This is a genomic window from Nonomuraea aridisoli (assembly GCF_003236395.1).
In the GTDB taxonomy this organism is placed as follows: domain Bacteria; phylum Actinomycetota; class Actinomycetes; order Streptosporangiales; family Streptosporangiaceae; genus Nonomuraea; species Nonomuraea aridisoli.
The window spans coordinates 1-12,113 of record NZ_POUD01000276.1 but is presented as its reverse complement, the minus strand read 5'-3'; the positions used below and the strand labels follow the sequence as shown (position 1 = coordinate 12,113).

At 72.7% G+C, this 12,113-nt stretch carries 11 protein-coding genes; 5 read left to right on the top strand and 6 right to left on the bottom strand.

Annotated elements, in window-relative coordinates; all coding sequences use genetic code 11:
- Positions 1-1,214: WD40 repeat domain-containing protein (locus C1J01_RS39695; RefSeq protein WP_220040335.1), on the top strand; the 1,214-nt coding region annotated here is incomplete at its 5' end.
- Positions 1,215-1,221: 7 nt separating this feature from the next.
- On the opposite strand, the gene C1J01_RS39690 is transcribed toward C1J01_RS39695, so the two are convergent.
- From C1J01_RS39690 to C1J01_RS39675, 4 genes are all read right to left on the bottom strand, one after another.
- Positions 1,222-1,743 (bottom strand): GNAT family N-acetyltransferase, encoded by a 522-nt coding sequence (locus C1J01_RS39690; RefSeq protein WP_111184183.1) that lies wholly within the window; start codon positions 1,741-1,743, stop codon positions 1,222-1,224.
- 70 nt (positions 1,744-1,813) lie between these two features.
- Positions 1,814-3,049 (bottom strand): polysaccharide deacetylase family protein, encoded by a 1,236-nt coding sequence (locus tag C1J01_RS52710; protein WP_235854967.1) that lies wholly within the window; start codon positions 3,047-3,049, stop codon positions 1,814-1,816.
- Positions 3,050-3,196: 147 nt separating this feature from the next.
- Positions 3,197-4,708 carry a cytochrome bc1 complex cytochrome b subunit gene (qcrB, locus tag C1J01_RS39680; RefSeq protein WP_181449219.1) on the bottom strand — a complete coding sequence of 504 codons (1,512 nt, stop codon included), beginning with the start codon at positions 4,706-4,708 and terminating at the stop codon, positions 3,197-3,199.
- A gap of 84 nt (positions 4,709-4,792) precedes the next feature.
- Complete coding sequence (locus C1J01_RS39675; protein WP_111184179.1) at positions 4,793-5,443, bottom strand: hypothetical protein; 651 nt, start codon at positions 5,441-5,443, stop codon at positions 4,793-4,795.
- A gap of 203 nt (positions 5,444-5,646) precedes the next feature.
- On the opposite strand from C1J01_RS39675, the gene C1J01_RS39670 reads away from it, so the two are divergent.
- A complete protein-coding gene (locus C1J01_RS39670; RefSeq protein WP_111184177.1) occupies positions 5,647-6,831 on the top strand; it encodes a L,D-transpeptidase in 1,185 nt (394 codons plus the stop codon).
- Between the two features lie 211 nt (positions 6,832-7,042).
- Here the strand turns inward: C1J01_RS39670 and C1J01_RS39665 are convergent, their stop codons facing one another.
- Positions 7,043-7,729: a response regulator gene (locus tag C1J01_RS39665; protein ID WP_111184191.1), complete on the bottom strand. Its 687-nt coding sequence runs from the start codon at positions 7,727-7,729 to the stop codon at positions 7,043-7,045.
- A gap of 11 nt (positions 7,730-7,740) precedes the next feature.
- On the bottom strand, positions 7,741-8,871 hold the full coding sequence (locus C1J01_RS39660; RefSeq protein WP_111184189.1) for a sensor histidine kinase: 1,131 nt from the start codon (positions 8,869-8,871) through the stop codon (positions 7,741-7,743).
- A gap of 153 nt (positions 8,872-9,024) precedes the next feature.
- Here C1J01_RS39660 and C1J01_RS39655 point away from each other — a divergent pair, with 153 nt between their 5' ends.
- The 3 genes from C1J01_RS39655 to C1J01_RS39645 all read left to right on the top strand — a co-directional run bounded on the left by C1J01_RS39655 (position 9,025) and on the right by C1J01_RS39645 (position 11,907).
- Positions 9,025-9,453 carry a hypothetical protein gene (locus C1J01_RS39655; protein ID WP_111184175.1) on the top strand — a complete coding sequence of 143 codons (429 nt, stop codon included), beginning with the start codon at positions 9,025-9,027 and terminating at the stop codon, positions 9,451-9,453.
- On the top strand, positions 9,450-10,943 hold the full coding sequence (locus C1J01_RS39650) for a multicopper oxidase family protein (RefSeq protein WP_111184173.1): 1,494 nt from the start codon (positions 9,450-9,452) through the stop codon (positions 10,941-10,943). Before C1J01_RS39655 ends, C1J01_RS39650 begins: the two co-directional genes overlap by 4 nt.
- 103 nt (positions 10,944-11,046) lie before the next feature.
- Positions 11,047-11,907, top strand: coding sequence for a fumarylacetoacetate hydrolase family protein (locus tag C1J01_RS39645; RefSeq protein WP_111184187.1), 861 nt, complete (start codon positions 11,047-11,049; stop codon positions 11,905-11,907).
- The last annotated feature ends 206 nt before the right edge of the window (positions 11,908-12,113 follow it).

Below are 12,113 nucleotides of genomic sequence, written 5' to 3'. Positions count from 1 at the left end.
CGGTAGAGGTACGTGAGTCGGGGGCGGGGGTTGAGGCTGTGACCCGGCGGGTCGGGCCGGAGGCGCGTGCGTGGGCTGAGCGTACGGGACCGGAGACGTTGTCTCCCGGGCGGCGGAGGGTGCCGCGCCGGGCGCTGGTGGCGGGAGGGGTGGCCGTACTGGCTGCGGCGGCCGTGCTGGTGACGGCGGTGTGGCCGCGCGGCGCCGAGCCCGTACGGGCGACCGGGACCATCACGGTCGCCTCGGGCGCGCCGGCCACCTCTACGCCGCCCAACGGGGACCTCGTCGGGCCACTGGTCGGGCACACCAACGACGTCAGGTCGGCGGTGGTGGGCACGCTCGACGGCGTCCCCGTCGCCCTGACCGGGTCGGACGACGAGACGGCCCGGCTGTGGGACCTGCGCACGTCCCGGCAGATCGGCTCCCCGCTCGCCGGTCACACGGAATGGGTCCGTTCGGTCGTCCTCGACCAGCTCGACGGCGCGCCGATCGCCGTCACAGCCGGCGACGACGACACCGCCCGCGTCTGGGACCTGCGCACACGACGATCCCGTACGCTCACCGGTCACACCGGCGACGTCAAGTCCGTGGCGACCGGCCGGATCGGCAGCCGGCACGTCGCCGTCACCGCCTCCGCCGACGGCACCGCCCGTGTGTGGGACCTGCGCACCGGCGAGCAGGTCGGCAGGCCGCTCACCGGCCACGACGGCGCCGTGTGGGCGGTGGCGGTCGGCCAGGTCGGCGGCACGGCCATCGCGGTCACGACCGGCGACGACGGGACCGTACGCGAATGGGACCTGGCCGCGGGCAGGCAGATCGGCCGGCCGATGACCGGGCACCGCGGCTGGGCGCGTTCGGTCGCGCTGGGCAACCTGGACGGTGTCCCCGTGGCGGTCACAGGCGGCGAGGACATGACCGCCCGCGTCTGGGACCTGCGCACGCGCGAGCAACTCGGCGCGCCGCTCGCCGGGCACACGAACTGGGTGTGGTCGGTGGCGGTCACCAACCTGGGCGGGGTCCCGGTGGCGGTCACGGGCAGCGAGGACACCACGGCCCGCGTCTGGGACCTGCGCACGCGCAAGGAACTCGGGACGCCGTACACAGGGCACACCGACGCCGTGTGGTCGGTCTCGACCGGCCTGCTCGACGGCCGGCCGATCGTCATCAGCGCCGGCCGCGACCAGACCGCCCACGTCCGGGCCCTGGCTCGCTGAGGGCCGATCACCCAGGTGTGCCCGGCACCGTCCGGCGGCGCGTCAGCACGCGCGTGATGCCGCCGTCGTCTTCGGTCACGTCCCGTACGTGTTCGAAGCCGAGCCTGTCCAGCACGGCCAGCGAGGCGCTGTTCGGCGCCGCCACGGTGGCGTGCACCTCCAGGAGGCCCAAGGTGTCGAAGCCGTAGGCGACGATCGCCTCGGCCAGTTCCCTTCCCAGGCCCGACCCCCACGCCTCGGGGGCCAGCGCGTAGATGATCTCGTGACCCTGGACCATGTCGGTCGGCTTGATCTCGGCGTGTCCGATGAAGGCGCCGTTCCGGCGGACGGCCCAGACATCGAACAGGTCCTGGGCATAGACCTTCGTGAAGATCCGTCCGAACAGGGCACGGTCCTCCGCCTCGGTGGCAGGGCCGTCGCCCATCCACTGCGAGACCCTCCGGTCCTGGAACAGGGCGACGAAGTCCTCCTCGTCCTCGGGGGTGTACGGCTCCAGCAGGAGACGTGCGGTGCGCAGGGTCGGGGTCATAGAGGGCGAAGCTAACCCCGCATCGCTTGTCCGACAAATCGTTTTATGCGGAGCCGTGCGGGCCGCCGGGTCAGAGGTGGTGGCCGGCGTGGGCGAGGCCGTAGACGGTGCCGGGCGGCTTGCCGTCGAAGAGCCGGGTGACCGTGACGAAGTGGTAGCCGCGCTTGGACAGGCTCTTCAGGATGCGCGGCATGGCCCGCACCGTGGTCGGGTGGATGTCGTGGAACAGGATGACGCTGCCCGGATGCACCGACGCGAGCGTCTTCCGCACGACCTTGGCGCTGTCGCGCAGCCGCCAGTCCAGGGTGTCCACGTTCCACAACACCATCGGCCGCGTCGTCTGCAGCCGTACGGTGCCGTTGACGGCCCCGTACGGTGGCCGGACCAGCTTCGGCGCGACCCCGATGGCCGCCTTGATCGCCTCGTCCGTACGGGAGAGTTCCAGCCGGACCCTGGTGGCCGTCAGCTTCGTCAGGTCGGGGTGCGACCAGGTGTGGCTGCCGATCTCGTGCCCGGCCGCGTACGCCTTGCGCACGGGCGCCGGGTTCGCGGCGACGTTCCGTCCGACGACGAAGAAGGTGGCCCGCGCCCGATGGACCTCCAGGTGGTGCAGGAGGGCGTCGGTGTACGGGCCGGGACCGTCGTCGAAGGTCAGCGCCACGCACTTGACCTTGTGGCAGTCGACCCGCCCGGCGGCCTGCGGCGCACCGATCGCGGTGAGCACCGGCTCCAGGTCGATCGCCTTGGACGCCTCGGCCCACGCCTTCCGCACCACCGCCGACAGGAGCCCGGACGCCCCGAACAGCCTGTCGTCCTGGCCTTCGAGCCGTAGCAGCTCCCGACCGGTTCCCACGCCGCCCGCCTGCCCGCCGCCGGTTCGGGTCTGCACGGAGTCGGCCGCGCTGGGCGGTGCCGGTGCGGTGGCCGGCGTCCGCGCGCTGGTGGCCGTCCCGGGAGGTGGGACGGTGGCCTGCGTCCGTGCGGCGGCGGGCTCGGATGGCGCCGCGGGCGCGGCGCGGCCCGGTGCGGTGGTGGCCTCGGACTGCGCAGTGGTCCCAGCAGGTGTGGTGGCGCCCTCGCTCGGTGCGGGTGCCTTGGTGTGGGTGGAGGCGGTTCCGGTCGGTGTCGTGGGCGTGGGGCCCGCGTCGGTGGCAGGGGCCGTGGCGGCGTGGGCCGGGCTGGGAGACTCGGGCGTGCCGGGGCCGGTCGCCGCCAGGTAGGTGGACAGGGCTGCGGTGGCGAGTGCCGTCATACCCCGTCGTACGGCCGCCAGGGCAGGCCGGCGCGCGATCGTGCCGATGTACATCGATCCCCCTCACGCACCGCCCCCCGGCGCGTCCCCCGGATACCGCGGGCTCCGGCGGTGGACCGGAACCGTTCCATGGCCTTCGACAACCGGTGTCCGCACATGGTTCGCGGGAGATCGTCATTTTTCCGACGACACCTTGCTCCGTCACCGGTTCCAGGAGCGGTGCAGCGCATCGCGGACGCGGTGCTCGAGCGGGGGCGGGACGTCGCCGTTCCCCGCGCTGGGCAGTGCGGGGCGGGTCGGCGGCACCAGCACCGCCGTCTCCTCCTCCGTCGTGGGCCGCTCGACCTCGGTGAACCCGCCCTCCGGCCCGCGGACGATCACGCCGGTCTCCACGCCGTGCTCGGCGGTGTGCCGGTCGCGCGCCTGCAACCCCAGGCAGATCCGCCGGGTGACGACGAAGCCCACCACCGGCGCCACCACGATGAGGACCCGGAAGATCCAGGTCGTCGCGTTGAGCGAGATGTGGAACGTCGAGGCGATCAGGTCGTTGCCGCCCGCCATCCACAACACCCCGAAGTACGCCATCCCGGCGACGCCGAGGCCCGTCCGCGTCGGCACCTCGCGCGGCCGGTCGAGCAGGTGGTGCACGGCGCGGTCGCCGGTGACCCACCTCTCCAGGAACGGGTGGAGGGCCAGGCCGGCGAACAGCAGCCCGGGCGCGCCGAGCGCGGGAATGAGCACGCTCATCGCCACCGTGTGGCCGAGGACGGTGAACTCCCACGGCGGCATGATCCGCAGCGCGCCCTCCAGGAAGCCCATGTACCAGTCGGGCTGGGAGCCGGCGCTGACCGTGCTCGGCAGGTAGGGCCCGTACAGCCAGACCGGGTTGATCTGGAAGAACGTGGCCAGCAGCGCGATCACGCCCAGCACCCACAGGAAGAACACCGTCGTCTTCGCCAGGAACGACGGGAAGAACGGCGCCCCGCGCACCACCCGGTCGTTCAGCCCCTTGGCGCGGAACTGCGTGTGCGTCTGCCGCCACGTGAGCACGATCGCGTGCAGCGGGATCAGGACGAGCAGCAGCGCGGGGATCAGCAGCACGTGCAGGCTGTAGAGCCGGGGGATGATGTCGTCGCCGGGGAACTCGCCGCCGAACAGGAACGCCGCCGCGTACGTCCCCACCAAAGGCACCGACACCGTCACGCCGTGCAGGATGCGCAGCCCGGCCCCCGACAGCAGGTCGTCCGGCAGCGAGTAGCCGAACAGCCCGTTGAACAGCACCAGCCCGAACAGCGCCACGCCGATCAGCCAGTTGAGCTCGCGCGGCCGGCGGAAGGCCCCGGTGAAGAAGTTGCGCAGCAGGTGCGCCACGATCGCGGCGAGGAAGACCAGCGTGCCCCAGTGGTGCATCTGCCGCATGAGCAGCCCGCCGCGCACCTCGAACGTGATCTCCAGCGTGGACGCGTACGCCTGGCTCATCGCGACCCCGCGCAGCGGCACGTACGAGCCGTCGTAGACGACCTCCGCCATCGAGGGTTTGAAGAAGAACGTCAGGAATACCCCGGTGAGGAGGACGACCACGAAGGAGTAGAGCGCTATCTCGCCCAGCAGGAAGGTCCAGTGGTCGGGGAAGACCTTCCGCATCGCCTTCTTGAGGAACCCGGCCCCGCCGATCCGGTCGTCGAGGGCCGCGGCCATTGAGCCGATCTTCATCTCGCCTCCGCCTTGGTTGCGTCTCATAACCACGACGGGACAGGCCGGGCGAATGTGACGTTCGCCCGGCCAGGAGGGCGGGGATCAGGCGAAGCGTTCGATGGTCACGGGGATCAGGCCCTGCTCGCGGATGGCCTGGCGGTGGTGGTGCAGCAGCGCGCCGAGCGCGGTGACCGGGCCCGAGCCGAGCCGTACGGTGACGTCCACGCACCAGGCGATGCCGGCGCCGATCCGGCGCAACTCCCAGGTGAAGCCGTGGCCGCCGGAGTCGGCGGAGGCCGCGCCGACCACGCGCGGGTCGCCGGTCGGCTCCAGCCGCAGCGCCTTGCGCGCCCTGGCCAGGCCGTCCGTGCCGAGCTCCCCGGCGAACAGGATCCGGTAGCGCCGCGCCCCCGAGCCGCCGCCCAGGTTGAGCGGGGCGGACGTGGGCAGCGGCCGGCGCTCCTGGAAGAGGGTGCGCAGCCCGGCCTCCTCCGGCAGTTCGCCGCCGCCGAGGCGGGCGAAGGCGTCGTACGCCTCCTGCCTGCTCACCGGCGTGACGCGGCCGCGCAGCGCGCTGTCGGCGCGGATGGCGCGGCTCAGCTCCGCGGAGGAGGACCAGGCCCTGTTCTCCGGTCTCCACTCGGCACCGTCGATGCCCGCCGCCGTGTAGTCCTCACAGAGGACGAATTCCTCCACCAGGAGGCCCGCGGGCGACCGGTCGCCCGCCCTCGCGGAGATCAGGTAGTAATCCACCGGCCCATGATTGTGGGCCTTCCGGTGCCGGATCAAGATCATCCGTCCGCGCCGCCGCCGGGTGCGGACCTCGCGGGAGTACGGATGTCCAGATGGGGCACGCCTTCCGCATGGCCGCCCGCATTACGGGCAGAAGTCCGCGTGATCACCATATAAAGGTATAAAGTGGCCTATTCCTCATATATCAGGCGCTGGAGGCATTGATGCGGAATGGCCGGACCGGTGCCGTGCCGGCGAGCGTTCTCGCGGCGGCGCTGTTCGTGACCACGGGATGCAGCTCTCCTGGCGGTGGTTCGTCCGCCCCGGGAGCGCCGGCCGAGGAACCGGTCGCCAAGGTGGCGATCACCCCGGCGAACGGCACCGAGAAGGTCGCCCCCGACACCGGGATCACCGTCAAGGCGAGCGGCGGGCGGGTCACCGAGGTGACGGTGGCCGACGCCAAGGGCCGCCAGGTGAAGGGCTCCGTGGCCGGCGACGGGACGTGGCGGCCCCGCTGGGCGCTGCGGCCCTCGACGACGTACACCGTCAGCGCGCGGGCCACCGGGACGGACGGCAAGCAGGTCACGCAGCGGTCCACGTTCACCACGCTCAAGCCGAAGCGCGTGCTGGAGAGCGGCATGGCGCCACTGGACGGCGAGAAGGTCGGCGTCGGGATGCCCGTCCAGCTCCTGCTGTCCAAGCCGGTGGCCGCCCAGGAGGACCGCGCCCGCGTCGAGCGGTCGCTCGAGGTGCGGATGTCGGAGCCGGTCGAGGGCGCGTGGAGCTGGGTCAGCGACCGTGAGGTGCAGTTCAGGCCACGCGAGTACTGGCCGGTGGGGCAGAAGGTGACCGTCGTCGCGCACCTGGCCGGCGTGCGCGCCGGGGACGGGCTGTGGGGCACGAAGGACCGCAAGGCGAGCTTCACCGTCGGCGACGAGCACATCACCAAGGTCAGCGGTGAGACCCACAAGGCGGTCGTCAGGAAGAACGGCGAGGTCGTCAAGACGATCCCGGTCAGTCTGGGCAAGCCGGGCGACGACAGCTACTCCGGCGTCATGATCGCCCAGGAGAAGGCGCCCGAGATGGTGATGGACTCGGCCACGATCGGCAGGCCGGGCGAGTACCGCATCCCCACCAAGTGGAACGTCCGGATGACTTACAGCGGCACCTTCTTCCACGCCGCGCCCTGGTCGTCCGCCGCGCAGGGCAGCACCAACGTCACCCACGGCTGCGTGAACGCCAGCACGGAGAACGCCCGCTGGTTCTACGAGTTCACCCAGCGCGGCGACATCATCGAGGTCACCGGCACCTCCAGGAAGCTGCGCTTCGGCAACGGCCCGACGCCGTGGGCCAAGTCGTGGCAGGACTGGCTGGCCGGCAGCGCCCTCGGCAAACCCGTCAACGGGTAAGCCTCGCGGCGATCGTTCGCGCCGGTCGCTACCGGCGGCTACCGGCATGGTCACGGTCTGCGCCGGAGCCTTGCACGAGGCCGGGCACCCAGGCGCACACTGGGAGTGACATCGCCGTAGAGGAAGGCGTTGTGCCCGTGATCGCTGACGGAACCGGCCGGGGTCAGCCCGCGGCCGTCGCCCTCTGGCTGCTGGTCCTCCTGCTGCACGCCTACGAGTTCCTGCTGGCGTTCTGACCGCCCGCCCCCGCGACCACCAGGCCCGACTCGTACGCGAACACCACCAGCTGCGCCCTGTCGCGCACGCCCAGCTTCACCATCGACCTGCTCACGTGGGTCTTGGCCGTGGCCGCGCTGATCACCAGGTGTCCGGCGATCTCCTCGTTGGACATGCCGCGGGCGACCAGGGCGACGATCTCGCGTTCGCGGCCGGTCAGGCGTTCCAGGCCCGGCACGGCGGCGGGGCGGGGCGGGGTGCTGACGTACTCCTCGATCAGGCGGCGGGTCACCGACGGAGACAGCAGCGCGTCGCCGCGGGCGGCCACCCGCACCGACTGCAGCAGGTCGGCCGGCTCGATGTCCTTCAGCAGGAAGCCGCTGGCCCCGGCCCTGAGCGCGGCGAAGACGTACTCGTCGAGGGCGTAGTTGGTGAGGATCACCACGCGCACGCCGTCGAGCTCGGGAGAGGCGCCGATCCGCCTGGTGGCCTCGATGCCGTCGAGCCGCGGCATGCGGACGTCGAGCAGCGCGACGTCGGGCCGCAGCCGCCCGGCCAGCTCGACCGCCTCGGCGCCGTCGCCCGCCTCGCCGACCACCTCGATGTCGTCGGTGAGCTCCAGCAGCGCCCGGAACCCGGCCCGGATCAGCGGCTGGTCGTCGGCCAGCAGCACCCGGACCACGGCCGCGTCGCTCACGCGGCCGCCCGTACCGGGAGCTCGGCGCGGACGGTGAACCCGCCGTGCGGACCGGGGCCCGCGGTGAACGAGCCGCCGAGCGCGACCGCGCGTTCGCGCATCCCGATCAACCCCATTCCCGGCGGCGCCGTGCCCGGCTCGCCGTCATTGTCCACGTTTAAGGTTATTTTTCGGGGATCGTATTCGACGGCGACCGTGACCGCACCCGCGCCCGCGTGCCGCAGCACGTTGGTGAGCGCCTCCTGCGCGATCCGGTACGCGGCCCGGTCGACCTCGGGCGGCAGCGCGTACGGCTCCCCGGACACCGTGTGGGCCACCCGCAGCCCGGCGCCCTCGGCCCGCGACACCAGGCGCGGCAGCCCGGCCAGACCCGTCTCGGCCTCCTCGGCGGGGTCGCCCGTGCGCAGCACGCCGAGGGTGGCGCGCAGCTCGCGCATCGCCTCGTGCCCCGACTCCTTGATCGCCTCCAGCGCCGGCCTGACCCGCTCGGGCCGGCGGTCGAGCAGCTCCAGGGCCAGCGCCACCTGCACGTTGACCACGGAGATGCTGTGGGTGAGAGAGTCGTGCAACTCCTGCGCGATCCACAGCCGCTCCTCGCCGGCCCGGCGCAGCGCGGCCTCCTCACGGGTGCGCTCGGCCTCCTCCGCGCGCTGCTCGACCGCCCGCAGGTACGCCCGCCGGCTCTTCGTCACCTCGCCGACCACGACCATGGCCACGAGCCAGCCGGTCAGCAGCGTCATCCAGTTGCCCGCCGCCGGGTCCTCGGACGCCAGCGCCATCAGCGCGTACACCGGCACGGACATCGCCACCGACAGCCAGATCGCCGCCCGGCGGCGGCCCAGCACGGCGAGGGTGTAGACCGAGGCGAGCGCGGGCGCGACGGCGAACACGCCCGGGTAGTGGGCCGCGTAGTAGACGACGGCGGCGGCCGCGGCGACGACGCCGGCGGCCAGCGGGGCGGTGCGCCGGAAGGCCAGCGACAACGCCGCGACCGCGATCAGCAGCGTGCCCGTCGCATCGAGCGGGCGCTCCAGCGGGCCCGTCCACGAGAGATTCCCGTACGTGCCCCCGACGATCGCGCCGAGCGCGCCGACCGCGACCAGCGCGTCCGCCTTCCTGCTGTTCATGGTCACACGGTAGGGGAGCGGGGTGAGGCGCGGCGTCATCCCCAGGTCGTACGTTTCCGCCCCGGAAGGCGTCGCGTACGCCCGGGGGAGTACGCCGAGAAGCCGTCCGCCGTCCGATGCGGCGCCGGGCCGCTGACGTGCAGCATTACCGGCATGACTTCCACAACCCCCCTCGCCGGCGGCGTGCCGGTCTCCGCGCCGGCGCCGAGCTGGATCGTGTGGGCGCTGCGCGTCACGGCCACCGGGCATCTGCTCGGGGTGCTCGTGCAGGCCGTGCTGGCCGGGCTGTTCGTCACCGGCGACGTCGACCTGCTGACCTGGCACCAGAACAACGGCGGCTTCACCTTCTCCATGCTCTTCCTGCAGCTCGTCTGCGCCGTCCTGCTGTGGCGGCCCGTGCGGCTGGCCGCCCGGCCGGCGCTGATCAGCCTCGCGATGGTGCTGGTCGAGACGGCGCAGGTGGCGCTGGGGAACGCGCGCCTGGTCGCGCTGCACATCCCGCTCGGCATGGCGCTCTTCGGCATGTCGGCGGTGTTCACCATGTGGGCGTGGCGGGGTCTGCGTGCCAGGAGCGCGGCATGAGCGCGCGCCGGGCCGGCCTGTCGCGGCGCGGCTTCCTCGGGTTGCTCGGCGGCACGGCGCTCGCCGCCACCGGGTGCGGCGAGGTCGCCGGCGAGCTGCTCGCCGGCAGCGCGCCCATGCCCGCGCCGTTCACCGTGCCGCTGCCGATCCCGCGGGTCGCGCGCCCGGTGTCGCCCGGTCTGTACGAGGTCACGCAGCGGGTGGCCCGGGTGGAGATCCTGCCCGGCCTGCGCACCGAGGTCTGGGGGTACGACGGCACGTTCCCCGGCCCCACGTTCGAGCTGCGGCGCGGCGAGCCGGCCACGATCCGGGTGCGCAACGAGCTGCCCGTGCCGACCTCGACCCACCTGCACGGCGGCGTCACCCCGCCCGACTCCGACGGCTACCCGACCGACCTCGTGGTGCCCGCCGGCGGACACTCCGGGCACGGCGGTCATGCCGCCCACATGACGCACCCGGGGGAGGTGCACCACGAGGGCGCGAAGGACTACCGCTACCCGGTCGGTCAGCGGGCCGCCACGCTCTGGTATCACGACCACCGGATGGACTACACCGCGCCCGCGGTGTGGCAGGGCCTGGCCGGGTTCGCGCTGGTGCGCGACGAGGAGGAGGACGCGCTCCCGCTCCCCGGGGGCGAGCGGGAGCTGCCGCTGATGATCTGCGACCGCTCGTTCGCCGCGGACGGCTCCTTCCGCTACCCGCGCACCCACGAGGGCCACGACAGCGACTACATGGAGGGCGTCGAGGGCGACGTCATCCTGGTCAACGGCGCTCCGTGGCCGGTGCACGAGGTGACGGCCACCCGCCACCGGCTGCGGCTGCTCAACGCCTCCAACGCCCGCAGGCTCCGGCTGCGCCTGGCTCCCGGCGGCGGGTTCACGCAGATCGGCAGCGACTCCGGGCTGCTGGCCGCGCCCGTGCGGCACGACACGCTGCCCATGGCTCCGGGCGAGCGGCAGGACGTGGTCGTCGACTTCTCCGCCTACCCGGTCGGCAGCACGGTCACCCTGGTCAACACCCTGGCCGACGGGCCCGCGGGCAACGTCATGCGGTTCGTGGTCGCCCGCCGGGCCAAGGACGACAGCGCCGTGCCGAAGACGTTGTCGCGCCCGCCGGAGCGGCCGGTCCCCGTGACCACCCGGTCGTTCGACTTCCGCCGCACGGGCCAGAGCTGGACGGTCAACGGCCGCGTCTACCGCCCCGGCGACCTGCTGGCCCGGCCGCGCCTCGGCACCGCCGAGGTCTGGCGGCTGACCAGCGACTTCCACCACCCCGTGCACCTGCACCTGGCCCACTTCCTGGTGCTGGCGCGCAACGGCCGCCCGCCCGCCGCCACCGACGCGGGCTGGAAGGACACCGTCGACGTGCGCCCGTACGAGGTGGTGGACGTGCTCGCCCGCTTCGAGGGCTACCGGGGCCGCTACATGCTGCACTGCCACAACCTCGAACACGAGGACATGGCGATGATGGCCGACTTCGAGGTCGTCTAGGTCATCGGAGGACACCACGCTTCTCGCTCCCCGCTGAGTCGTTTCCCGGGGAAATGGGGGAGACTTTCATCGGATGACGCACCCCCTGTCCGAACGGAGCAGCATGCACATCGTCAGGTTCACCAGCCCTCTGACCGGTGCCGACACGGTCGGCGTCGACGACGGCGAACACGTGGCCGAGCTGTCCGGCATCACCACCGTCGGCGAGTTGCTCCGGCTCTCCGCCGCCGAGCTGCGCGAGCGCTGCGCGGCGGCCGGCGGTCCGGCGCACCCGTCGGGGGCGGTCTCGCGGCTGGCCCCCGTGGACGGGCGCATGGAGGTGTGGGCGGCCGGCGTGACCTACCGCCGCTCGCGTGAGGCCCGCGTGCTGGAGAGCGAGCGGGCCGCCGACGTGTACGAGCTCGTCTACGACGCGGAGCGGCCCGAGCTGTTCTTCAAGTCGGTGGCCTGGAAGGTGACCGGCGACGGCGGGCGCATCTCGGTGCGCGCCGACTCCGAGATCGACGTGCCGGAGCCGGAGCTCGGCCTGGTGCTCAACGCGGCCGGCGAGATCGTCGGCTACACGGTGGTGAACGACGTCAGCTCCCGCACCATCGAAGGCGTCAACCCGCTCTACCTGCCGCAGGCCAAGATCTACCTCGGCGGCTGCGCGGTCGGTCCGGCGATCAGGCCGGCGTGGGAGGTCGCCGACCCGTACGCGCTGGACATCACGCTGACCATCACCAGGGCTGGGGAGACCGTCTGGGACGGCAAGGCCAGCACCTCGCAGCTCCACCGCCGCCTCGACGAGCTCGCCGCCTACCTGTTCCGCGCCGACCTCTTCCCCGACGGCGCCGTCCTGGCCACCGGCACCTGCCTGGTGCCCGACCTCCCGTTCACCCTGCACGACGGCGACACGGTCGCGATCGGCATCTCAGAGATCGGCACCCTGACCACCCCGGTAGTCCGCGGCCTCCCCACCTGACACCTCCCACAGGCCCGCGCTTCCCGGCTCCCGAGACCGAAGGCCGCAAGGCCCGCAGGTCCGGGGGCCAGGGGTCTGCGGGCTCCGTGCGTCCGCGGGGTCGAGGCTCAGAGGTCCGTGGCCGCGTGACGTCTTCACGCCAGGTCGGGGGTTGACGCGGCGTCACATGTGGGTCCGGGAGTTGGGCGGCGGTTTCGCAGAGGGTG

Coding starts and splice junctions, on each gene's coding strand:
- C1J01_RS39690 (WP_111184183.1), bottom strand. CDS start 1,743: ATGACCCCGACCCTGCGCACCGCACGTCTCCTGCTGGAGCCGTACACC.
- C1J01_RS52710 (WP_235854967.1), bottom strand. CDS start 3,049: ATGTACATCGGCACGATCGCGCGCCGGCCTGCCCTGGCGGCCGTACGA.
- qcrB (WP_181449219.1), bottom strand. CDS start 4,708: ATGAAGATCGGCTCAATGGCCGCGGCCCTCGACGACCGGATCGGCGGG.
- C1J01_RS39670 (WP_111184177.1), top strand. CDS start 5,647: ATGCGGAATGGCCGGACCGGTGCCGTGCCGGCGAGCGTTCTCGCGGCG.
- C1J01_RS39660 (WP_111184189.1), bottom strand. CDS start 8,871: ATGAACAGCAGGAAGGCGGACGCGCTGGTCGCGGTCGGCGCGCTCGGC.
- C1J01_RS39655 (WP_111184175.1), top strand. CDS start 9,025: ATGACTTCCACAACCCCCCTCGCCGGCGGCGTGCCGGTCTCCGCGCCG.
- C1J01_RS39650 (WP_111184173.1), top strand. CDS start 9,450: ATGAGCGCGCGCCGGGCCGGCCTGTCGCGGCGCGGCTTCCTCGGGTTG.
- C1J01_RS39645 (WP_111184187.1), top strand. CDS start 11,047: ATGCACATCGTCAGGTTCACCAGCCCTCTGACCGGTGCCGACACGGTC.